The sequence below is a fragment of the Pseudomonas sp. 3MAES_34.3B genome (genome assembly GCF_058145875.1).
Genome location: NZ_CM176960.1, coordinates 159,749 through 181,890, shown reverse-complemented (window position 1 = coordinate 181,890; position 22,142 = coordinate 159,749). Strand labels below are relative to the sequence as shown.

General features: G+C 61.8%; 21 protein-coding genes. 8 read left to right on the top strand and 13 right to left on the bottom strand.

Going from position 1 to position 22,142, the window contains the following annotated elements; genetic code table 11:
* Window positions 1-4 precede the first annotated feature (4 nt).
* Window positions 5-1,969, bottom strand: coding sequence for a choline transporter BetT (gene betT / locus AC3Z8Y_RS00790; protein WP_181119132.1), 1,965 nt, complete (start codon window positions 1,967-1,969; stop codon window positions 5-7).
* Window positions 1,970-2,124: 155 nt separating this feature from the next.
* Window positions 2,125-3,072, bottom strand: coding sequence for a serine O-acetyltransferase EpsC (epsC, locus tag AC3Z8Y_RS00785; protein ID WP_181113870.1), 948 nt, complete (start codon window positions 3,070-3,072; stop codon window positions 2,125-2,127).
* A 220-nt stretch (window positions 3,073-3,292) separates the two neighbouring features.
* Here epsC and AC3Z8Y_RS00780 point away from each other — a divergent pair, with 220 nt between their 5' ends.
* The 7 genes from AC3Z8Y_RS00780 (at window position 3,293) to AC3Z8Y_RS00750 (ending at window position 9,224) form a co-directional block, all read left to right on the top strand.
* The gene (locus AC3Z8Y_RS00780; RefSeq protein WP_490088047.1) at window positions 3,293-4,291 is read left to right on the top strand and encodes a D-cysteine desulfhydrase; all 999 of its coding nucleotides are present in this window, start codon (window positions 3,293-3,295) and stop codon (window positions 4,289-4,291) included.
* A gap of 27 nt (window positions 4,292-4,318) precedes the next feature.
* Window positions 4,319-5,110, top strand: a complete 792-nt coding sequence (gene tcyJ, locus AC3Z8Y_RS00775; protein WP_490088046.1) for a cystine ABC transporter substrate-binding protein — start codon at window positions 4,319-4,321, stop codon at window positions 5,108-5,110.
* Complete coding sequence (gene tcyL / locus AC3Z8Y_RS00770; protein ID WP_490088045.1) at window positions 5,107-5,775, top strand: cystine ABC transporter permease; 669 nt, start codon at window positions 5,107-5,109, stop codon at window positions 5,773-5,775. Before tcyJ ends, tcyL begins: the two co-directional genes overlap by 4 nt.
* Window positions 5,776-5,778: 3 nt before the next feature.
* The gene (tcyN, locus tag AC3Z8Y_RS00765) at window positions 5,779-6,522 is read left to right on the top strand and encodes an L-cystine ABC transporter ATP-binding protein TcyN (RefSeq protein ID WP_490088044.1); all 744 of its coding nucleotides are present in this window, start codon (window positions 5,779-5,781) and stop codon (window positions 6,520-6,522) included.
* Between the two features lie 139 nt (window positions 6,523-6,661).
* Entirely contained in the window at window positions 6,662-7,471 is an 810-nt protein-coding gene (locus AC3Z8Y_RS00760) for a MetQ/NlpA family ABC transporter substrate-binding protein (RefSeq protein WP_490088043.1), read from the top strand.
* Between the two features lie 3 nt (window positions 7,472-7,474).
* The gene (locus tag AC3Z8Y_RS00755; protein WP_490088042.1) at window positions 7,475-8,590 is read left to right on the top strand and encodes a methionine ABC transporter ATP-binding protein; all 1,116 of its coding nucleotides are present in this window, start codon (window positions 7,475-7,477) and stop codon (window positions 8,588-8,590) included.
* Complete coding sequence (locus tag AC3Z8Y_RS00750) at window positions 8,580-9,224, top strand: methionine ABC transporter permease (RefSeq protein ID WP_490088041.1); 645 nt, start codon at window positions 8,580-8,582, stop codon at window positions 9,222-9,224. The genes AC3Z8Y_RS00755 and AC3Z8Y_RS00750 overlap by 11 nt, the downstream gene beginning before the upstream one ends.
* A 65-nt stretch (window positions 9,225-9,289) precedes the next feature.
* On the opposite strand, the gene AC3Z8Y_RS00745 is transcribed toward AC3Z8Y_RS00750, so the two are convergent.
* The 6 genes from AC3Z8Y_RS00745 to AC3Z8Y_RS00720 form a co-directional block, all read right to left on the bottom strand.
* Window positions 9,290-12,331 carry an efflux RND transporter permease subunit gene (locus AC3Z8Y_RS00745; protein WP_490088040.1) on the bottom strand — a complete coding sequence of 1,014 codons (3,042 nt, stop codon included), beginning with the start codon at window positions 12,329-12,331 and terminating at the stop codon, window positions 9,290-9,292.
* Window positions 12,328-13,392, bottom strand: coding sequence for an efflux RND transporter periplasmic adaptor subunit (locus AC3Z8Y_RS00740; protein ID WP_490088039.1), 1,065 nt, complete (start codon window positions 13,390-13,392; stop codon window positions 12,328-12,330). The genes AC3Z8Y_RS00745 and AC3Z8Y_RS00740 overlap by 4 nt, the downstream gene beginning before the upstream one ends.
* Window positions 13,389-14,462 carry an efflux RND transporter periplasmic adaptor subunit gene (locus AC3Z8Y_RS00735; protein ID WP_490088038.1) on the bottom strand — a complete coding sequence of 358 codons (1,074 nt, stop codon included), beginning with the start codon at window positions 14,460-14,462 and terminating at the stop codon, window positions 13,389-13,391. The genes AC3Z8Y_RS00740 and AC3Z8Y_RS00735 overlap by 4 nt, the downstream gene beginning before the upstream one ends.
* A 170-nt stretch (window positions 14,463-14,632) precedes the next feature.
* Window positions 14,633-15,418 carry a MetQ/NlpA family ABC transporter substrate-binding protein gene (locus tag AC3Z8Y_RS00730; RefSeq protein ID WP_490088037.1) on the bottom strand — a complete coding sequence of 262 codons (786 nt, stop codon included), beginning with the start codon at window positions 15,416-15,418 and terminating at the stop codon, window positions 14,633-14,635.
* 95 nt (window positions 15,419-15,513) lie between these two features.
* A complete protein-coding gene (locus AC3Z8Y_RS00725) occupies window positions 15,514-16,461 on the bottom strand; it encodes a sigma 54-interacting transcriptional regulator (protein ID WP_490088036.1) in 948 nt (315 codons plus the stop codon).
* 37 nt (window positions 16,462-16,498) lie between these two features.
* Window positions 16,499-17,080: an RBBP9/YdeN family alpha/beta hydrolase gene (locus AC3Z8Y_RS00720; RefSeq protein WP_490088035.1), complete on the bottom strand. Its 582-nt coding sequence runs from the start codon at window positions 17,078-17,080 to the stop codon at window positions 16,499-16,501.
* 106 nt (window positions 17,081-17,186) lie between these two features.
* Here AC3Z8Y_RS00720 and AC3Z8Y_RS00715 point away from each other — a divergent pair, with 106 nt between their 5' ends.
* Complete coding sequence (locus AC3Z8Y_RS00715; RefSeq protein ID WP_181113906.1) at window positions 17,187-17,672, top strand: Mpo1 family 2-hydroxy fatty acid dioxygenase; 486 nt, start codon at window positions 17,187-17,189, stop codon at window positions 17,670-17,672.
* A gap of 90 nt (window positions 17,673-17,762) precedes the next feature.
* On the opposite strand, the gene AC3Z8Y_RS00710 is transcribed toward AC3Z8Y_RS00715, so the two are convergent.
* The 5 genes from AC3Z8Y_RS00710 to oscA all read right to left on the bottom strand — a co-directional run bounded on the left by AC3Z8Y_RS00710 (window position 17,763) and on the right by oscA (window position 21,842).
* On the bottom strand, window positions 17,763-18,734 hold the full coding sequence (locus tag AC3Z8Y_RS00710; protein WP_490088034.1) for a sulfate/molybdate ABC transporter ATP-binding protein: 972 nt from the start codon (window positions 18,732-18,734) through the stop codon (window positions 17,763-17,765).
* A 3-nt stretch (window positions 18,735-18,737) separates the two neighbouring features.
* Window positions 18,738-19,610 (bottom strand): sulfate ABC transporter permease subunit CysW, encoded by an 873-nt coding sequence (cysW, locus tag AC3Z8Y_RS00705; protein ID WP_490088033.1) that lies wholly within the window; start codon window positions 19,608-19,610, stop codon window positions 18,738-18,740.
* A gap of 12 nt (window positions 19,611-19,622) precedes the next feature.
* Window positions 19,623-20,441, bottom strand: coding sequence for a sulfate ABC transporter permease subunit CysT (cysT, locus tag AC3Z8Y_RS00700; protein WP_490088032.1), 819 nt, complete (start codon window positions 20,439-20,441; stop codon window positions 19,623-19,625).
* A 69-nt stretch (window positions 20,442-20,510) separates the two neighbouring features.
* Window positions 20,511-21,521, bottom strand: a complete 1,011-nt coding sequence (locus AC3Z8Y_RS00695) for a sulfate ABC transporter substrate-binding protein (protein WP_490088031.1) — start codon at window positions 21,519-21,521, stop codon at window positions 20,511-20,513.
* Between the two features lie 138 nt (window positions 21,522-21,659).
* Window positions 21,660-21,842, bottom strand: coding sequence for a sulfur starvation response protein OscA (gene oscA / locus AC3Z8Y_RS00690; RefSeq protein WP_181113917.1), 183 nt, complete (start codon window positions 21,840-21,842; stop codon window positions 21,660-21,662).
* Between the last annotated feature and the right edge of the window lie 300 nt (window positions 21,843-22,142).

Here is a 22,142-nt window from a genome sequence, read left to right as displayed (position 1 = left end):
TCGCTTACCGCACCAGGTGCAGGAACTGCATGTGCCGCTCGTACTGGTCGAGCATGTCGGTGATGATCTGGTCCTTGTGGTAGCCCACCAGGTCGTAATCCTGGCTACCCTCGGCCAGATGCACTTCGGCGCGGTAATAGCGGCGGTTCTTCAGCTCCCGGTTGCCCATGCTGCCCCGGGCGAACGAAGGCGTGAAATACCCGCGCATGCGCACCTGGTACACGAACGGGCGCTCTTCGCCGTGGGTCACGATCAGGCTTTCGGCCCCGTGGCCCGTGTCTTCTTCCACCCGTGCATTAAGGCCCTTGCCTACAAATTCGGCGCAAACGTCCTGCATGGCGGGGCGCACCGAACCTTCCATGAAACGGTATACCTCGTCCCGCGACGGGAAGTGCACCGCCTGGCTCAGGCGCTGGCGCCAGCCACCACGGCCGCGGGCACGCCCGGCCAATGTGGTGGGGGCCAGCGAGTACAGTTGGGCGATCTGCCGCTGGGACTCCATGTAGAACGCCTTGTGCAGGCCCCACATCATCAGCAGGAGGATCAACGAAAACGGCAGCGACGTCAGTACCACCGCCGACTTCAACGAATCGATGCTGCCAGCGAACAGCAGGCCCCCCGTCACCAGCGCCGTGGCACTGCCCCAGAACACGCGTAGCCACTTGGGCCCGTCTTCATCCGGGCTACCGCCCTTGGCCGACAGGGTAGACAGCACCACGGTGCCTGAATCCGCCGAGGTCACGAAGAACACGAAGCTTACGAATACCGTTACCCCGATAACCGTGCGGCTCCAGGGGTATTGCTGCAACATCAGGTAAAGGGTGCGGGAGGGGTCGGCGACCGCTGAACCTGCCAGGTCCAGTACGCCGTGCAGCTGGAGGTCCAGCGCACTGTTGGCGAAGATGGACATCCATGCCAAGGTGAAGCCCAGGGGGATGAACAGCACGCCGAACACGAACTCGCGGATGGTTCGCCCGCGGGAAATACGCGCGATGAACAGGCCTACGAACGGGGCCCACGCAATCCACCACGCCCAGTAGAACACCGTCCAGTCGCCCAGCCAGCCGCCAGCGTCACCGTAGGCATACAGGTCGAAGCTCTTGGCAGGCAATACCGATAGGTAATCGCCGATGTTCTGCACCAGCGTGTTCAGCAAGTGCTGGGTAGGCCCGGCAAACAGCACGAACAGCAACAGGCCGCAGGCGAGCAGCATGTTCAGGTCGGACATCAGGCGCACACCCTTGTCCACGCCCGACACGGCTACCAGGATCGCCGCACCCATCATCAGCGCAATCAACCCCAGCTGCACCCATTGGCTATGGGGCACCCCAAATAGCTGATCCAGCCCGGCATTGAGGTGCAGTACCCCAAAGCCCATGTCCGCGCCCAGGCCGAACACCGTCGCGATGATGCCAAAACCGTCCACCGCATAGCCGATCGGGCCATTGATGCGCTTGCCAATCAACGGATACAGGGCAGAGCGCAGCGCAAGCGGCAGGTTGTGTCGATAGGCGAAATAACCCAGCGCCATACCCACGAACGCAAACACGCCCCAGCCATGCAGGCCCCAGTGCAGGAACAGTAGCTGCATTGCCTGGCGCCCAGCAGCTGCGGTACCCCCTTCGCCTACAGGTGGCTGGGAAAAGTGGGTAAGGGGCTCGGATACGCAGAAGAAGAACAGCGTGATGCTGATACCGGCGGCGAACAACATGCCGGCCCAGGACAGGTAGCTGAATTCCGGCTCGTCGTGGTCGGCGCCCAGCTTGATCCGCCCGTACCCCGACAAGGCAGTGACCACCACGAACACCAGGTAGAGGGTCATGGCGAGCAGGTAATACCAGCCAACGGTGTTGGCGGCCCAGCTCTGCGCGGCGAGCAACCAGGCCCCGGCCTGGGCAGGGAAGGCCAGCACAACGGCAGCGAAGAGAAGGATGGCACCCGCGGCAAAAGCGAATACTGGCGGGTTCATACGAACAGGTGCGGAAAGACTGCTCACGGACAGGTCGGGCCTCCGGATGAACGCAGCATGCGAACATGTTTAAGTTGAACGAGCGTTCAATTTAAACATGATTATCCGTTGAGGCCAAACCGCCACGGCCAGTCGGTACCGTGGCTGAACACGATTCAGCGCGTACTGCCTTCATCCTGCTGCAGGCTGGCCTGCGTGAGGTTGCTGCCTGGCGGCACGCTACGGGTGAGCCATACATTGCCCCCGATGGTGGAGCCTTTGCCGATGGTGATCCGCCCCAGAATGGTGGCCCCGGCATAGATGACCACGTCGTCTTCCACGATGGGGTGGCGCGGCAAGCCCTTCTGCAGAGTGCCATCTTCCGCAGCCGGGAACCGTTTGGCGCCCAGTGTCACGGCCTGATAAATGCGCACCCGCTCGCCGATGATCGCGGTTTCGCCGATCACCACGCCCGTGCCATGGTCGATGAAGAAGCTTGGCCCGATCTGGGCGCCAGGGTGGATATCAATGCCGGTGGTGGAGTGCGCCAGCTCCGAAGCAATGCGCGCCAGCAGGGGTAGCCCTGCCTGATACAGGTGGTGGGCCAGGCGGTGGTGAATGACTGCCAGCACGCCGGGGTAGCACAGCAATACTTCATCCACGCTGCGCGCCGCCGGGTCACCCTGGTAGGCAGCCAGTACGTCGGTATCGAGCAGTTGCCGAATGCCTGGCAAGGCGGCGGCAAAGCCCTGCGTGAGGCGCAAGGCGGTGGCGTCCAGTGCCTCGGTATTGCACGGGCCATGACGCCCGGCATAGCGAAGCTCCAGGCGCGCCTGGGTCAGCAGCCCATTGAGTGCGGCATCCAGCGTGTGCCCCACGTAGAAGTCTTCACTTTCTTCGCGCAGGTCCACCGGCCCGAGGCGCATCGGGAACAGCGCGCCGCACAGCAGCTCGAGAATGGTTGCCATGGCTTCCCGCGAGGGCAGCTCGCGCCCGCCAGTGGAACCGCAGCTGCGGCCGTTCTGCCGGCGCCATTGTTCGCGCGCGGCACGCAGCTCACCGACAATGCTTTTCAGTTGCCAGTGGCCGCCGTTCTGGCCCCAGCCTTGCCCATTTTCGCTCACGGTCGCTTCTCCTGCGGTTAAGGGCGGTGCATACGGCCCGGGTATGCGCCGCTCCGGCGCCTACTGTACGGGAAATCCGACGTATCAAAAAATAACCGTTTTTGCGCACTACCCTGCGGTCAGGAATATGTAACAACCTCGTTAAAGTGGGGTCGAGAACGTATTGCCTGGGCGTGGTGCCATGCCTATAGTCGCGGTTCGTCCACTTATCGGATACTTCATGATCACCGAGCAGCTTTCCCGTTTTGCCCGCCTGGACCTGATGCCCGCCGCTACGCCGCTGGAAAAGCTCAACCGGCTTTCCACCTGGCTGGGCCGTGACATCTACATCAAGCGCGACGACCTCACGCCACTGGCGTTGGGCGGCAACAAGCTGCGCAAGCTGGAGTATCTGGCGGCCGACGCCCTCGCGCAGGGCGCCGATACGCTGGTAACTGCCGGGGCAATCCAGAGCAACCATGTGCGGCAAACCGCCGCCATCGCCGCCCGCCTGGGGCTGGCCTGCTTCGCCCTGCTGGAAAACCCCACCGGCACCACCCAGGCCGATTACCTGCATAACGGCAACCGCCTGTTGCTGGACCTGTTCGACGCCCGGGTCGAGCTTGTGGATAACCTCGATAACGCCCAGGCCTCGCTCGAAGCCTTGGCGGCACGCCTGCGCACCGCCGGCAAGCAGCCCTATATCGTGCCCATCGGCGGCTCCAGCCCAGTGGGCACGCTTGGCTACGTACGCGCCGGGCTAGAGCTTGCCGAGCAGGTCACCGCCAGCGGCGTCGAATTTTCCGCCGTGGTGCTGGCCAGTGGCAGTGCCGGGACCCATGCCGGCCTTGCCCTTGCTCTGAGTGAGCAGCTCCCGCACCTGCCGGTGATTGGTGTGACTGTTTCGCGCGATGAGGACCAGCAGCGGCCCAAGGTCCGCCAATTGGTCGAGGCCACCGCCGAGTTGCTGGGTGTGCCGCTGCCAGCGGACTTCAAGGTTCACCTCTGGGACGAATACTATGGCCCTCGCTACGGCGAGCCGAACGCGGGCGGGCTGGCCGCGATCAAGCTGCTGGCGGGCCAGGAAGGCATCCTGCTCGATCCCGTGTACACCGCCAAGGCCATGGCTGGCCTGCTCGATGGCGTAGGTCGGCAACGCTTCAACGACGGCCCGATCCTGTTCCTGCATACCGGCGGCGCTCCCGCGCTTTTTGCCTACACCGATGCCTGGTCAGCCTGACCTCTCTCTTACAAAAAGGATATTTCCATGCGCTTGAACGCACTGCGTCGCCAGTTCGCCCTCACTGCCCTGGTGCTTGCCACCGCCTTCGGGGCTCAGGCCCAGGCTGGCGAGCAACTCCAGCAAATCAAGGACCACGGTGCGATCAAGGTAGGCCTCGAAGGCACCTATCCGCCGTTCAGCTTTGTAGACGAAAGCGGCAAATTGACTGGCTTCGAAGTGGAGCTGGCGCAGGCCCTGGCCAAGGAACTGGGCGTAAAGGCAGACGTTCAGCCCACCAAATGGGACGGTATCCTGGCAGCCTTGGAATCGAAGCGCCTGGATGTGGTGATCAACCAGGTGACCATTTCCGATGAGCGCAAGAAAAAATACGACTTCTCGGTCCCCTACACCGTGTCCGGCATTCAGGCCCTGACCCGCAAGGCAGACGCCAGCTCCATCAGCAAACCGGCAGACCTGGCCGGCAAGAAGGTGGGCGTAGGCTTGGGTACCAACTACGAACAGTGGCTCAAGCAAAACGTACCGCAGGCGGACGTGCGCACGTACGAAGACGACCCCACCAAATTCCAGGACCTGATGAACAAACGTATCGACGCCATTCTGGTGGACCGCCTGGCCGCGCTGGATACCGTGAAGAAAACCGGCGACCGCCTGGCCGTGGCCGGCGATGCCTTCTCGCGACAGGAAGCCGGTATCGCGCTGCGCAAGGGCGAGCCCGAGTTGCTCAAGGCAGTGGACGATGCGTTGGCCAAGCTGCGCAAGGACGGCACCCTTGCCCAGCTGTCGCAGAAGTGGTTCGGCGCTGATGTAACGCAATGAATCAGGAAAGTTTGCGCGTCGCCCTGGAGTCACTACCGTTCCTGCTCCAGGGCGCCTGGTTTACCGTGATTCTCAGCCTGGGCGGCATGTTCTTCGGGCTGCTGCTCGGCTTTGCGCTGGCACTGATGCGCCTGTCCCGGCTGATGGCATTGCGCGCGGTGTCGCGGGTGTATGTGTCGTTCTTTCGGGGCACGCCGCTGCTGGTGCAGCTGTTCCTGATTTATTACGGCCTGCCTTCCATAGGGCTGGAACTGAGCCCGCTCACGGCGGCCTTGATTGGCTTCTCGCTGAACATGGCCGCCTACGCGTGTGAAATCCTGCGTTCGGCCATCAGTTCCATCGACCGTGGCCAGTGGGAAGCGGCTGCCAGTATTGGCATGACCCGTGCGCAAACCCTGCGCCGCACCATCCTGCCCCAGGCCGCTCGCACGGCCTTGCCACCGCTGGGCAATAGCTTTATCTCACTGGTAAAGGACACGGCCCTGGCCGCTACTATCCAGGTGCCGGAGCTGTTCCGCCAGGCGCAGTTGGTAACGGCGCGTACCTTTGAAATTTTCGCCATGTACCTTACGGCCGCGTTGATCTACTGGGTGCTGGCCAGCATCCTCGCGCACTTCCAGAACCGCCTGGAACAGCGTGCCAACCGCCACGACCTGGAGCGCTAAGCAATGATTGTGGTGGAACACCTGACCAAGCGATTCAACGACACCACCGTGCTGGACGATGTAGACCTGAGGGTGAACGAAGGGGAAGTGGTGGCAATCATCGGGCCCAGTGGCTCGGGCAAAACCACCTTCCTGCGCTGCCTTAACCTGCTTGAAACACCCAGCGCCGGCCAGATACAGGTCGGCGCAGTGCACATTGATGCCGACCAGCCTATCGCCCGGCAGCAGGCCGCGGTTCGGCAACTGCGCCAGCAGGTAGGGTTCGTGTTCCAGAACTTCAACCTCTTCCCCCACCGCACCGCGTTGGAAAACGTGATCGAGGGGCCGGTGGTGGTGAAAAAAATACCTCTGGAGCAAGCCCAGGCCCTGGGCCGTACGTTGTTGGCCAAGGTAGGGCTGGCAGGCAAGGAAGACGCTTATCCGCGCAGGCTATCCGGGGGCCAGCAGCAGCGCGTTGCCATCGCCAGAGCGTTGGCGATGGAGCCACAGGTGATCCTGTTTGACGAGCCTACCTCGGCGCTGGACCCGGAGCTGGTTGGCGAAGTGCTGGCAACCATTCGCGGGCTTGCCGAGGAAAAACGCACCATGGTGATCGTGACCCACGAAATGAGCTTTGCTCGCGACGTGGCCAACCGGGTCATTTTCTTCGACAAGGGCCGGATCGTTGAGCAGGGAGATCCCAAAGCGTTGTTCGCTTCGCCTCAGCACGAGCGTACCCGGCAGTTTCTGGGGAAGTTTCTGGGGTGAAGCGCTGACATTCCGCTTCTAATCCAAGCACGAACGGTTATTTCAAATCGGCTTCAAGCTCCTTTAGGGTATAACCACCGGACCACCGGACCATCACATGCACGCCGCCTTTGTGCGGTATCTATTTCGTGAGGACGGTATGGTTCGCGCTTCCCTGTTTACCCCACTACGGGTACTGCTACTCAGTGCCGGCCTGATTGCCGGCGGCGCTCATGCCGCCGATGCGCCTTTGAAAGTCGGCACCACCGCTGCCTTTGCCATTCCCCTCGAAGCTGCCGTGGCGGAGGCAGAGAAACAAGGGCTCAAGGTGGAGCTGGTGGAGTACACCGACTGGATCGCGCCTAACGTGAGCCTGGCCGCCGGCGACATCGACGTGAACTACTTCCAGCACATCCCCTTCCTGGAAAATGCGAAGCAGGCAGCAGGGTTCGACCTGATACCTTACGCGCCCGGCATCATCAACAACGTGGGCCTGTACTCGAAGCGTTTCAAAAGCTTCAACGACTTGCCACAGGGCGCGTCGGTCGCGATTGCGAACGACCCGATCAACAGCGGCCGGGGCCTCCAACTGCTGGCCAAGGCCGGGCTTATCGGGCTCAAGCCAGGTGTGGGCTACAAGGCCACCGAAGACGATATTGTCAGCAACCCCAAGCAGCTGAAAATCCTGCAGGTGGAGGCGGTGCAGCTGGTAAGGGCGTATGACGACGCCGACCTGGTGCAGGGCTACCCGGCCTACATTCGCCTGGCCAAGACGTTCGACCCCGAGTCCGCGTTGCTCTTCGACGGCCTGGACCACCCCGAATACGTGATTCAGTTCGTGATTCAGCCCCAGAAAAAAGACGACCCTCGGCTGGCCAAATTCATTGATATCTACCAGCATTCACCGGTGGTGAAGGCCGCGTTGGACAAGTCTCTGGGCACGCTGTACCAGGTCGGCTGGAAGGGGTAAGCCATGAATGCCCCTTCGCTACGCTTGATCGATAACACGCGCCTGGCGGGCACCCGCCAAGCGCCCGACCCTGCTCGTGGCGCTCCGCATATCCGCCTTCACGGCTTGAGCAAGGTGTATCAAGGCCCGCTCGGGCCGGTGCACGCGCTGCGGGATATCAACCTGGAGATTGAGCGCGGCGAAATCTTCGGCATCATCGGGCGAAGCGGCGCCGGCAAATCGTCCCTGCTGCGTACCTTGAACCGCCTGGAGTCGCCGACGGCCGGCGACGTGATCCTGGACGAGATCAACCTTGGGACTTTGAACGAAGATCAACTGGTGGAAGCGCGCCGCGGCATCGGCATGATCTTCCAGCACTTCAACCTGATGTCGGCAAAAACCGTAGCTCAGAACGTGGAGCTGCCCCTGAAGGTCGCCGGCGTGTCCCGGGCGATACGGGAACGCAAGGTCGCAGAGCTGCTGGCCTTGGTGGGGTTGGAGGGCAAACACCACGTTTACCCCGCGCAGTTGTCCGGCGGCCAGAAGCAGCGTGTGGGCATTGCCCGCGCGCTCGTGCATGACCCCGCCGTGTTGCTGTGCGATGAAGCGACTTCCGCGCTGGACCCCGAAACCACGGCCTCCATCCTGCAATTGCTGCGCGATATCAACCAGCGCCTTGGCCTCACCATCGTGTTGATCACCCATGAGATGGCGGTTATCCGGGATATCTGCGATCGCGTGGTGGTGCTCGAACAGGGCGAGGTGGTGGAGCAAGGGCCGGTATGGCAGGTATTCGGCAACCCACGTCATGAGGTGAGCCGTACCCTGCTCGCCCCACTGCAGCATGGCCTGCCTGCCGCACTTGTAGGCCGGCTGCAGCCCGTTCAGCACCCGGGCGCATCGTTAGTGCTGGCGTTGCGCTTCACCGGCGCCAGTGCTACCGAGCCGGACCTGTCCGGGCTGTTTCGTGCCCTGGGCGGGCATGTACGGCTGCTGCACGGCGGTATCGAGCAGATCCAAGGGCACACGCTGGGCCAGCTGCTGATTTCGGTGGCACAGTCGCCGCTGGAGCCTGCCCAATTGATCGAGCGCGCCGGCCAGTGGGCCGAACAGGTAGAGGTACTGGGTTATGTGGATTGATCGCTTGTTGCAAGGTGCGCTGGATACGTTGCTGATGGTGGGGCTGAGTTCGCTGATTGCATTGCTGGTGGGCATTCCCATGGCGGTGATTCTGGTGACCAGTGACCGCGGCGGAATCTTCGAAGCGCCGGTGGTGAACCGCGTGCTGGGTGGCTTCGTGAACCTGTTCCGGTCTATTCCGTTTTTGATCCTGATGGTGGCGCTGATCCCCTTCACCCGGTGGATCGTTGGCACCACCTATGGCGTATGGGCTGCCGTGGTACCGCTGACCCTCGCCGCCACGCCGTTCTTCGCCCGTATCGCCGAAGTAAGCCTGCGTGAGGTGGACCACGGCCTGATCGAAGCGGCCCAGGCCATGGGCTGCCGCCGCTGGCACATCATCTGGCACGTACTGCTGCCCGAAGCCCGACCCGGGATTGTCGGTGGCTTCACGATCACCTTGGTCACCATGATCAACAGTTCAGCCATGGCCGGCGCGGTGGGCGCCGGTGGCCTGGGCGACATCGCCTATCGGTATGGCTATCAGCGCTTCGATACCCAGGTAATGCTCACCGTGATCGTGCTGCTGGTGGCCCTGGTGGCGGTGATTCAGTTGGGTGGTGACAGGCTGGCGCAGCGGTTGAACAAGCGCTGATATTCAGCCGGTTCTGCAGGCAGTCCATTCCCTGGCTTCGCCAGGGAATACGCAAAATGCCACACCTACTCCTTCACCCGATACCAGGCCACGTACAGCGCTGGCAGGAACAGCAGCGTGAGCAGCGTGGCGCTGATGATGCCGCCGATCATGGCGTAGGCCATGGGCCCCCAGAACACTTCCCGGGCGATGGGGATCATGCCCAGGCTTGCAGCGGCCGCCGTGAGCAGGATCGGCCGGCGCCGGTGCTGGGTCGCTTCCACTACCGCATCCCACGGCTTGTAGCCATCGCGCTCGAAGATGTCGATCTGGGTCACCAGAATTACTGAGTTGCGGATGATGATCCCGATCAGCGCCAGCACACCCAGGATCGCCACGAAGCCCAGCGGCGTGCCGGTCGGTACCAGCGCGACCACCACGCCGATCAGCCCCAGTGGCGCGACGCTGGCCACCAGGAACATCTTCTGCACGCTGTGCAGCTGGATCATCAGGAAGGTCGCCATCAGGAACAGCATCAACGGCACAACCTGGGCGATCGGGCCTTGGGCCTTGCCGCTTTCCTCCACGGTGCCGCCAGTGGTGACCTTGTAGCCGGTGGGCAGGTCGGCCGAGAAGCGGTCGATGTCGGGCTTGAGCTGGGTGACCAGGTCGGTGGGCTGAATGCCGTCACGTACCGCTGCCTTGAGCGTTACGGTTGGGAGGCGATCACGGCGCCACACCAGTGGCTGCTCCAGCTCGTAGCGCACAGTGGCGAACGACAGCAAGGGAATGGACACGCCGCTGGGCGTGACGATTTGCAGGTTTTGCAGGGTTTCGGGCGAGTTCCGCTCGGCGTCCTCGGCCCGGCCGATCACATCCACCAGGTAGATGTCGTCGTTCACTTGGGTGATGGTGGTGCCCGTGACGATGGTGTTCATCAGCTTGGCCACGTCCTCGGAGGACAACCCCAACTGCCGTGCGCGGTCCTGGGCGATGTCGATGCGCAATACCTTGCCAGGCTCGTTCCAGTCGAAAATCATGTCGCCCACATGGGGGTTTTTATCGAGCAGCGTGGCCAGGTCGATGGCGTGCCGGCGCACCTCATCCAGGTCACGGCCGCTTACACGGTACTGCAAGGGCCGCCCTACCGGCGGGCCCATCTCAAGGGGTTGCACATAGGTGCCGATGCCCACGAAGTCCGTGCGCAGTTTTTCTCGCAAGCGCTGGGCCAGTGCTTCGCGCTGTTCCAGGCCTTTGCTGACGATCACCAACTGAGCGTAATAGGGGTTTTGCAGTTGCTGGTCCAGCGGCAAGTAAAAGCGGATCGCGCCTTCGCCGATGTAGGTGCTCCAGCGAAGAATGTCCGGGTCGTCCTTGATCAACCCTTCCAGCTTGTCCACCGCCTTGGCGGTTTCATGAATCGAAGCGTTCTGGGGCAGGTTAAGGTCCACCAGCAGTTCGGGCCGGTCCGAGGACGGGAAGAACTGGTTCTGCACAAACCGCATGCAGAACAGCGACAGCGCGAACAGCAGCAGGGTACCGATGATGGTCAGCCAGCGGTGGCGCATGCAGCCCACCAGCGCGTTGTTGAACGCTCGGCCCACGCGCCCGGGCTCGTCGGAATGCTTCTTGGCGACTTTCTCGCTGAGGATATGCACGCCGATCACGGGCGCAAAGAACACCGCCACCACCCACGACACCAGCATGGCAATCGCGATCACCGCAAACAAGGTGAAGGTGTATTCACCCGCGGAGCTGGCGTTCAGCCCGATAGGCGTGAAACCGGCCACTGTCACCAGTGTGCCGGTCAGCATGGGGAAGGCCGTGGAGGTATAGGCGAAGGTGGCAGCTTTCTCGCGGCTGTCCCCCAGCTCAAGCCGAGTGACCATCATCTCTACCGTGATCATGGCATCGTCTACCAGCAGGCCCAGGGCGATGATCAGCGCACCGAGGGAAATCCGCTGCATGGTGATGCCGCTGTATTCCATGAACACGAACACCATGGCCAGCACCAACGGGATCGAGCAGGCCACTACCAACCCGGCGCGAATGCCCAGGCTGACGAAGCTCACCAACATCACGATCACCACGGCTTCGAACAAGGCACTGGTGAACCCGCCGACGGCTTTTTCCACAACGGCAGCCTGATCAGAGACGGTATGCACACCTACGCCAACCGGTAGCTCAGCGGTGAGTTCGCTCATGCGGCCGTGAAGGTTTTTGCCAAATTCCTGAATATTCCCACCGTCGCGCATCGCCACGGCCAAACCAATGGCTGGCTGGCCGTTGAAACGAAACAGCGGCGCAGGAGGCTCGGCATAGCCCCGGGTGATTTCTGCCACATCGGCCAACCGATAGAAGCGATCGTTGACCCGCAGGTTCAGCTCGCGCAGGTCGGCTTCGGAATGGAACTGGCCACTGGTGCGCACCGAAATCCGCTCCGGTCCCGCCTCGATCACACCCGCTGGCGTGACGGCGTTCTGTGCCTGCAAGGCCTGCACAACTTCTCGCTGGTCCAGCCCCAGGGCCGCCAGCTTGCGCGTGGAGAAGTTCAGGTAGATCACTTCGTCCTGCTCGCCGATCATTTCCACCTTGCCCAGGTTGGGCACCTGGCGGATACCCGCGCGCACCTGCTCCACGTAATCGCGCAGCTGGCGCATGCTCAAGCCATCGGCGGTAAACGCGTAGATGGAGCCGAACACGTCGCCGAACTCGTCGTTAAAGGCAGGCCCCTGCAACCCTTGGGGGAAGTCGCCACGGATGTCGTCGATCTTCTTGCGCACTTCGTACCAAATGTGCGGAATCGCCCCTGCCTTGGTAGTGTCGCGCAGGTACACGAACACCGTGGATTCACCCGGCCGGGTGTAGCTCTTGGTGTAATCCAGTGAGTCGAGTTCTTCGAGCTTCTTCTCGATGCGGTCCGTGACCTGCTTGAGGGTTTCATCCTGAGTTGCGCCGGGCCAGCGGGTCTGGATCACCATGGTTTTGATGGTGAACGCCGGATCTTCCTCGCGGCCCAGTTTCATGTAGGAAAACACGCCCATGAGCAGGGCAACGAACATCAGGTACCACACGAACGACTGATGCCGCAGCGCCCAGTCCGAGAGGTTGAACTTGCTGCCGCTCATTGGGCCTTTCCTTGGTCAGTCTTGATCTGTTGCCCCGGCTTGAGGCTGTTGAGCCCGGCAATGGCGACCTTTTCACCGGGGCGCACGCTGGCGTCGATGATCGCGGTTTCCGCCTTGCGCTCCAGCACATTCACTGTGCGGGGGGCTACGGTATGCGCCTGCTCGTCGATCACCCATACGCGGGTGTGGCCGTCGGCTTCCTGCAATGCGCGAAGCGGCACTTCGCCACGCGGCGCTACCTTGTGGGTCAGGGTCACACTGATGGCGGTGCCCAACCGCAAGCCTGGCGGGGTTTGCGCAAGGCTCAGGCGCACCTGACGCGTGCGGGTAGTACTGTTGGCCTGGGGTTCTATTTCGCGCAAGGTGGCATGGCTGGCCACGGTCGGGTCCAGCTGCGCTTGCACGTAGAAGTCCACGTCACGGGGCAATTGCTCAACCAGCGTGGCCGGCAGGTCGATCACTGCTTCCTTCACATCGGGCCGCGCGAGGGTTACCACTTCCTGGCCCGCCGCTACCACCTGACCCGCCTCGGCGCTGAGCGCGGTGACCACTGCGTCGTGGTCGGCGCGCAATTCGCTGTAGCCCACCTGGTCCCTGGCCTGGCTTACCGCAGCCTTGGCTTGTTCCAGCGAGGCGCGAGACGTTTGCAAGTCGGCGGTGGCGCGGTCCAGCAGCGCGGCGGAGCCTACGCCTCGGTCGTACAGTTCCTGTTGCCGGCGGCTGTTCGCCTGGGCGTTGATCCACTGCGCCTCGACGCGGCTGAGATCGCCCTCGCGTGAGCGCAATTGGTTCTGCTGGTCGGTGGGGTCCAGTACGGCGAGCAGGTCGCCCTGCTTCACTTCATTGCCCACATCCACCAGGCGCCGTGCAATGCGCCCGCTCACCCGAAAGCCCAGGGTGCTTTGATAACGGGGCTCGATGTTACCGGCGAAGCGCCCCAGTTCCTGCTGGTTCACAGCTACCACCGGCGCAGACAGCACCGGGCGGATGGGTTCGGGAGGCGGAGCATCCTCACCGCAGCCCGCAAGCAGTAACAGCGGCAGCGCATGCCACAGCTTCATTGCGCAGCCTCCTGGGCCACTTCGACCTCCATGTCCGGGTGCAACAATTGCCCACCTGCAATCACCACACGGTCCCCGGCGGACAGGCCATCGGTGATCACCACTTTGGCGGTGAGGTAGCGGCCCACCGTCACCTTGTGAAGGTTGACCTTGTTGTCCTTGATCAACCACACGGCTGGGTCGTGCATGTCTTTGGTCAGCGCTGCCCAAGGCAGTTCGATCGCAGGTTTTGAAGGCGCGGTCAGCGAACCGCTCACCACCGAACCCAAGTGCATCCTGGCCGGCAGGGTTTCCAGCGCGACCTTGACCTGAAGGGTGCCCGTTTGCGCCGACACCGTAGGCGTGACTTCGCGCACCTTGCCTCGCACGGTCACACTGGGGTCTTCCAGCAGCCGTACCGTGATGGGGGCCTCGCCGGTAGGCTTGATGAACAAGGCCTCATACACGTTGAACACCGCGTCGCGCTCGCCGTCTCGCGCCAGGCTGAACATGGGTTGGGTGGCCTGGACCACCTGGCCCACTTCTGCCTGGCGCGCGGTAATCACGCCGGCGGCGTCTGCTATCAGGTCGGTGTAGCCCAGCTGCTCACGCGCGTTCGCCAGCTCGGCGCGGGCGGCAGCGAGGGCACTCTGGCTGCTTTTCAGCGAAGCTTGGGCGGAATCGTATTCACTGCGGCTGGTATAGCCCTTGGGCAGCAGCTTGGCCTGGCGCTCGAAGGCCAGGCTGGCTTGGGTAACGCGAGCCTGTTCGGCCGCTACGGCGGCCGCGGCGGAGTCCACGCTGGTTTGCAGGTCTTTAGGGTCCAGCCGGGCAAGCACTTGCCTGGGAGTGACCCGATCGCCTACATCCACCATACGCTGGATGACCTTGCCGCCTACCCGGAACGAGAGCTGCGTCTGGACGCGGGCCTGGACATCCCCGGTCACTTCAACCTTGGGGGCGAAATCAACGGCCTGTACGGTCTGCACGTTGACCCGTGGCCGCTCGGGCTGCGAAGCCGGCTTTTCGCCACAGCCCCACAGCATCGCGATGACCACCCAGGCCGCTCCTCTACCCCACACACGCGTCATGCACACTCCCTTTGCACGCTGAATCTCGTGATGCGACTGTAACCGATTGTGAGTGGTTCATTGCGGCTTGAGTGCTGCGGAGGGGAAAAAACGTGATGCGGGGAGGAGAATCGACAGGCGGGAGTGCCTGACTGATCAGTCATCAGCCAGGCGTTTGTTTCACTTCAGGCTCAGAACGCTGGCAGTACTGCGCCGTTGTACTTCTTCTCGATGAAGGCTTTCACTTCTGGCGAAGTCAGGGCCTTGGCGAGCTTCTGGATAGCGTCGCTGTTCTTGTTGTCCGGGCGGGCAACCAGGTAGTTCACGTAAGGCGAGTCGCTGCCTTCGATCACCAGCGCATCCTTGGCAGGGTTCAGGCCTGCTTCCAGGGCGTAGTTGGTGTTGATCATGTCCAGGTCAACTTCGTTGAGCACGCGGGGCAGCATGGCCGATTCCAGTTCCTTGAACTTGAGGTTCTTGGTATTGGTGGCAATGTCTTTCGGCGTGGCCAGGGCGTTGGTCGGGTCCTTCAGGGTGATCAGCCCGGCTTTTTGCAGCAACAGCAGAGCGCGGCCGCTGTTGCTGCCTTCGTTAGGGATTGCCACGGTGGCGCCGTCTTTCAGGTCAGCCAGGCTTTTGACTTTCTTGGAGTAGCCGCCGAAGGGCTCGACGTGAACACCGATCACGGTTTCCAGGTGAGTGCCTTTACCTTCGTTGAAGTTTTTCAGGTAGGGCAGGGTCTGGAAGTAGTTCGCATCCAGGCGCTTCTGATCAACCTGCACGTTCGGCTGCACGTAGTCGGTGAATACCTTGATTTCAAGGTCCACGCCTTCCTTGGCCAAGGTAGGCTTGACCAGCTCGAGGATCTCGGCGTGAGGGATCGGAGTGGCCGCGACCACGAGCTTCTCGCCCGCGTGGGTCAAACCGGCAAGGGACAGCGCAGCGGTGAACGCCGAGAACAGCAGAGCCTTTTTCATGGAAGATCCTTGTTTTATCAATGTGCCAGCAGTCTGGCATGGCGGGGACAATACTCAATTCCCTTATGCCAATGAAATACCTTTTTTCTAGCCGCTTATGAATTTTTTTCAAGTGGCTGGGTATGGCGATGGATCAGCGAGAGCGCCGCATCCCGGTCGTTCGCCCCCAGGCCGCTCAAGCACAGCGCCAACTGCCGCTCCAGCGCGGCGAGGTGGTTGCCTACGCCCGCCTGGTTGAGGTGCTCCGGCAAAATATCTGTGCCCTCGCTCACCAGTAATGCGAAGTGAACAACGTTCTCCAGTTCGCGGGTGTTGCCGGGCCAGGCATGGGAAATCAGCACCCTCGCCGCGGCTTCACTGAACGTGGGCACGGGCAGGCTCAGCCGCTGGCTGTACACGCCGAGAAAATATTCGGCCAGAGAAAGAATGTCGCCAGGCCGCTCGCGCAGGGCTGGCAATTCCACCCGGCCCTCGTCCAGGTACCGCCACAGGCGCTCATTGAACTTACCTGCAGCAACCGCCCGGCTGAGGTCGATACTGGATGCCGCCACCAGCCGTACATCCACCGGGGTAGGCTGTGAGGCACCGAGCCGCACCACTTCGTGGTTTTCCAGTGCCTCGAGCAGGGCCGCCTGGATCGGCAATGGGAGGTCGGCGATTTCGTCCAGGTACAGCGTGCCACCGTTGGCGGAGCCGAACCAGCCGGCCCGGCTCGCTGCCGAACCCGACCAGGCCCCTGGTGTGTGGCCGAACAGCTCGGCCTGGGCATAGGTGGGGCTAAGGGCACCACAATTGACTGAAACGAACAGCCCAGGCCGGTCGCTGGCCTTGTGCAAATGGCGGGCAAGCAACTCTTTCCCTGTGCCGGTTTCACCGTGTATCAACACCGGCAGCGCACTGGGGGCCAACACTTCCATGCGCTCACGCAACGCTTGCGAACGCGGATCGACGAATACCAGCGCCTTGGCGCGGATGCTCAAGGGGCTTCGGTCGGCGTCCGGAAAGGTCAGCAAGGGTTGCCCGGCGGTACCACTCAAACTCATGTTCTACTCCCGCCCCGCCGTTATGGCGAAGGCTGCATCAGGCGCGGCGAAGCCCGTTTCTCTGTGCCCGGCCTTGCAGGCGATAAAGGTACGCAAAGCCCTGCTCCCAGCGACGGTGCCCGGACTTCACATTGATATGGCCAGCGCCTGTGAGAATGCCGGCCTCGGCACCCCAGTCGCGGGCCATTTCCAGCGCCCGCGCCACTGTCGCGGCCGGGTCGTTGTCAGACCCCACGACCTGGCTGGGAAAGGGTAACGGGCTACGCGGAACCGGGGCGAAGTTGGCCAATGCCGCTGGCCGGTTGGCCCTTTCCACGTCGGCGGGCGCTACCAGCAATGCGCCTTGAATACGCCGCAATAAATGAACCGGCGCGTGTTCCGCCCAGTGGGCCACCGTGATGCAACCCAAGCTATGAGCAATGATGACCGTGGGCTTGCTGCTTTGGGCGATGGCATGGTCCAGCGAGGCGATCCAGTCTTCCCGGCGCGGGTTCATCCAGTCTTCCTGCTCCAGCCAGTGGCTGTTAGGGAGGCTGGCATGCCAATGTTGTTGCCAATGGCCAGGAGGGGAGCCTTGCCAACCGGGTACGATCAGGTATCGAATGGAATCTGTGCGCATGATGGCATCTCCTGCCCCTGTCTGCTTTCATGGTGAAAGTATAGGGACCCGCCATATATACGTTAAGGAATAAGAAGCTATTTATTAATAACCGGGAATGCTAACCATGAAAACCCTGACCGAGTACCTTGGCCAGTACGCCGCTTACCATCGTGACCCGCGTAACATCGCCACGCACTTCATTGGCATTCCCTTTATCGTACTGGCGGTCGCGATTCTACTATCGCGCCCGAATTGGTACGGCATCACCCCGGCCCTGCTGGCTACCCTTGCCGCCTGTGTCTTCTACCTACGCCTGGACAGGCAGCTAGGGCTGTTGATGTCTGCCCTGCTTGCCCTGAGCCTGTGGTTTGGCCATGCGGTGGCCTCGCTGTCGACCACCAGCTGGCTGTCCATTGGCGTTGGGCTGTTCGTGGTGGGCTGGGCGATACAATTTCTCGGCCATCACTATGAAGGGCGCAAACCTGCGTTCATCGACGATATCAGCGGGCTGATCATCGGCCCGCTGTTCGTGGTGGTGGAGTTTGGTTTTCTGCTGGGGCTGGGGGATGAGCTGAAGGCGCGGATCGAGACCGGTACACCCCTGCCATAACCTCTGTAGGCCTGTTCCGATGGGTGCAGTCCATTCCCGGGCCTTGCCGGAAGGCCGGCCCCGCCGGTCTACAAGCGAACCGGGCCGGTCTTACTGCGCTTTAGGTTTGAAGAACAGCGTATCGCCCTTGTTCAACCCCGTGAGGCTGTCATGGTCCTTGACCACTTCGGCCTCGATGAGCTCATCCTGCCCTTCCACTTTGAGGGTAACCCGCGTTGTAGCGCCAAGGGGGCGGATGTCGCGCACCTGAGCGGCGTGGTGCGCGTCTACGGCCAACCGGGAAAGCGACACTTCATGAGGGCGGAACTGCAGCGGGTGCTCCTCGCCCAGGTGCAGGCGGTTGGAGTCTCCCAGGAAGTGGTAAACGAAGTCGCTGGCGGGCTGCTCATACACTTCGCCTGGTGAGCCGATCTGTTCGATCACGCCCTTGTTCATCACCACGATGCGGTCCGCCACTTCCATGGCTTCTTCCTGGTCGTGGGTCACGAACACCGAGGTCAGGTTGATTTCTTCGTGCAGGCGGGCCAGCCAACGGCGCAGCTCCTTGCGAACCTTGGCATCCAGCGCGCCGAAGGGTTCATCGAGCAGCAGCACCTTAGGCTCCACGGCCAGGGCGCGTGCCAAGGCGATACGCTGCCGCTGGCCGCCAGACAGCTGCTCCGGGTAACGATCGGCCAGCCAGTCCAGCTGCACCATGTTCAGCAGCTCGTGCACTTTTTCCGCGATCTTCGCTTCGCTTGGGCGTTGCTCACGGCTTTTCATGCGCAGGCCGAAGGCGACGTTGTCGAACACGCTCATATGGCGGAACAACGCATAGTGCTGGAAGACGAACCCCACGTTGCGGTCCCGCACGTCATGGCCGGACACGTCCTCACCGTGGAACACGATGCTGCCCTGGTCCGGCGTTTCGAGCCCGGCAATGATCCGCAGCAAGGTGGTTTTACCGCAACCGGAAGGGCCCAAGAGCGCAACGAGTTCGCCGCTGCGAATGTCCAGGTCGATGCTGTTCAACGCCTGGAACTGGTTGAAACGCTTGCTTACGCTACGTACTTCGATCGACATGAATTATTCCTCCGCGGCGCTATGGCGCAAGCGGTCAAGGCGGCTTTCGCTCCACTGCTTGAGCAGCAGAATGAACAGGGCAAGGGCCAGCAGCAAACTGGCTACGCTGAAGGCAGCTACGTGGTTGTACTCGTTGTAGAGAATTTCCACGTGCAGCGGCAAGGTATTGGTCACGCCACGAATGTGCCCGGACACAACGGATACCGCGCCGAACTCGCCCATGGCTCGAGCGGTACACAGCACCACGCCGTAGGTAAGGCCCCATTTGATATTAGGCAGGGTGACGTGCCAGAACATCTGCCACCCATTGGCGCCCAGCAGCCGGGCGGCCTCCTCTTCCTGAGTACCCTGCTCCTGCATCAACGGAATCAGCTCGCGGGCCACGAAGGGCACAGTCACGAAAATGGTCGCCAACACGATACCTGGCAGGGCAAAGACGATCTGGATATCGTGGTCTGACAGCCATGGGCCGAACAGGCCGCGGGCGCCGAACATGAGCACATACACCAACCCGGCGATGACCGGCGACACCGAAAACGGCAGGTCGATCAGCGTCACCAGCAGGCTTTTACCGCGGAATTCATACTTGCTGGCGCACCAGGCGGCACTCACGCCAAACACCAGGTTCAGCGGCACGGAGATCACCACCGCCAATACGGTGAGCTTCAATGCACTCAGCGCATCGGGCTCGAGAATGGCCGTGAAGAACGTACCCAGGCCGGACTTCAGCGCCTGAGACACCACGATGAACAGCGGCAGCAGCAGAAAGAGCGCGAAGATTATCCACGCCAAAGTGATAAGCACGCGCCTGGCGATGGGGCTGCCACGCCGGGCAGCATTGGCCGCCTGCGCGGCCGAAACGGTCGAACTGGACATAGAGGCCTTCCTTCAAGGGGTTTCGATACGGCGCTGTAGCAGGTTGATCAGCAGCAACAGGATGAAGGACACCACCAGCATCAATACGCCGATAGCGGTTGCTCCGGTGTAGTCGTACTGGTCCAGCTTGACCATGATCAGCAGCGGCAGGATTTCGGTTTTCATCGGCATGTTGCCTGCAATGAAGATCACCGAGCCGTATTCGCCCACACCCCGGGCAAAGGCCAAGGCAAACCCGGTAAGCCACGCGGGCAACAAGGCAGGCGCGAGGATATGGCGGAATACCTGCCACGGGCGGGCACCGAGGCAGGCCGCGGCCTCTTCCACTTCGCGCGGGATATCGGCCAGTACCGGCTGCACCGTGCGAACCACGAACGGCAGCGTCACGAAAGTAAGCGCAAGGGTGATCCCGAGCGGGGTGTAGGCAATCTTGAAGCCCAGGTCCGTAGCAAATTGCCCAACCAGCCCCGCCGGTGCATACAGCGCCGTGAGTGCAATACCGGCCACGGCGGTGGGCAACGCGAAGGGCAGGTCGATCATGGCGTCGATGATACGCCGGCCCGGGAAGCTGTAGCGCACCAGCACCCAGGCCAGCAAGGTACCGATCACGCCGTTGAGCACGGCGGCATAGAGCGCGGTACCGAAGCTCAGCTTGAGCGCCGCCAGCACCCGAGGGGCAGTCACAATGGCCCAGAGTTGCTCCAGGCTCAGCTGGGCGGCGTTGACGAACATGGCTGCGAGGGGTATCAGCACGATCAGGCTGAGGTACACCAGGGTGTAGCCCAGCGTCAGCCCGAAGCCGGGTATGACGGGGGATATACGGCGCGACATAGAAGTCCTTGTTTAAACGAACCAAGCCCGGGTGGGTACCCGGGCTCGTTGTTACCAATACCTGAAGCGTTACTGGGCCTGGTAAATCTGGTCAAAGACCCCGCCATCGTTGAAGAACTTCGGTTGGGCAGTTTTCCAGCCGCCGAAGTCTTTGTCGATAGTGACCAGGTTCAATTCAGGGAAGCTGGCCTTGTACTTCTTCGCTACCTCCGCATTACGCGGGCGGTAGAAGTTCTTCGCGGCGATTTCCTGGCCAGCTGGGCTGTACAGGTGTTCCAGGTAAGCCGTGGCAATACCGGTAGTGCCTTTTTTCTCGGCATTCTTGTCTACTACCGCAACCGGAGGCTCGGCCAGGATCGACAACGAAGGCACCACGATGTCGAACTTGTCGGCGCCACCGTCTTCTTTCAGCGCCAGGTGGGCTTCGTTCTCCCACGCCAACAGCACGTCACCCTGACCGTTGTTCACGAAGGTGATGGTCGAACCGCGGGCACCGGTATCCAGCACCGGTACGTGCTGGAACAGTTCTTTGACGTAGGCCTTGGCCTTCGTTTCGTCGCCGTTGTTGGCTTTGAGGCCATAGGCATAGGCTGCCAGGAAGTTCCAGCGCGCGCCGCCGGAGGTTTTAGGGTTTGGCGTGATCACCGATACGCCGTCCTTCACCAGGTCGCCCCAGTCCTTGATGCCTTTGGGATTACCCTTGCGCACCAGGAAAACGATGGTCGAGGTGTAGGGCGTGCTCGCCTCGGGAAGGCGCTTTTGCCAATCGGTGGGGAGCAACTTGCCAAGGTTGGCGATTTCATCGATGTCGCCTGCCAGCGCCAGGGTTACCACGTCGGCGCGCAAGCCGTCGATGACCGAGCGCCCCTGCTTGCCCGAGCCACCATGGGACTGCTGGATCTTCACCGTGTCATCAGGGTGCTGCTGCTTCCAGTAGCTCGCGAACTCAGTGTTGTATTCCTGATACAGCTCGCGCGTAGGGTCGTAGGAAACGTTCAACAACTCGTAATCCTTCGCAACAGCGGAACCAGCGAACAACGCGGCGGCAATGGCAGCCAGCGCATAACGGCGGGTGGACATGGTGGTGCTCCTGATGGCGGCTTTTTTCTGTGTTGGTATTCTTATGGCGCGCTGGCGCTGCTCGCTCGTGCCTGGGCAACAAGCGGCGAGGTGCTGCTGCGGCCTCCGGTCGCCCGGTCGGTCAAACTCGGAAACGCCTCAGTTCGGCTTGGACGCCGACTGCTGCAGTCGGAATTTTTCCTTGCGCTCGATCTGCACAACCTGAGCGTTGTGCACGGTGATCTCCACCGCGCCGAAACGCAGGTCACGCAATGCGCTCTGGATTTCTCGAAGGATCGCGGTTTCATCCTGCCCGTCGACACTACGCAGTGGTGCGCTCATGGTTCAGCTCCTGTGAAAGGTTGCCGGGTGCGGTACCTGGCTTGGGCTTACTATAAGAGCGACGGTTTATTCTCAGAAATAATATTTGGGCACTTTTATAGACTCGGATCGAATATAGAGAGCGCAGGGTCGACTTTCGCATCTTGCGAAACATCTACTTACTAAACTACAGCTCATTCAAGCCAGCCAATGTATCGAAAACCTTGCTCCATTTAGGGAGTGGTTCGCGGTTACCAGCACCTGGCATCGCCTGCCGCAAGCGGCGCGCGCTGTGGCATGCAGCGTTGACGCCTTTGCCTC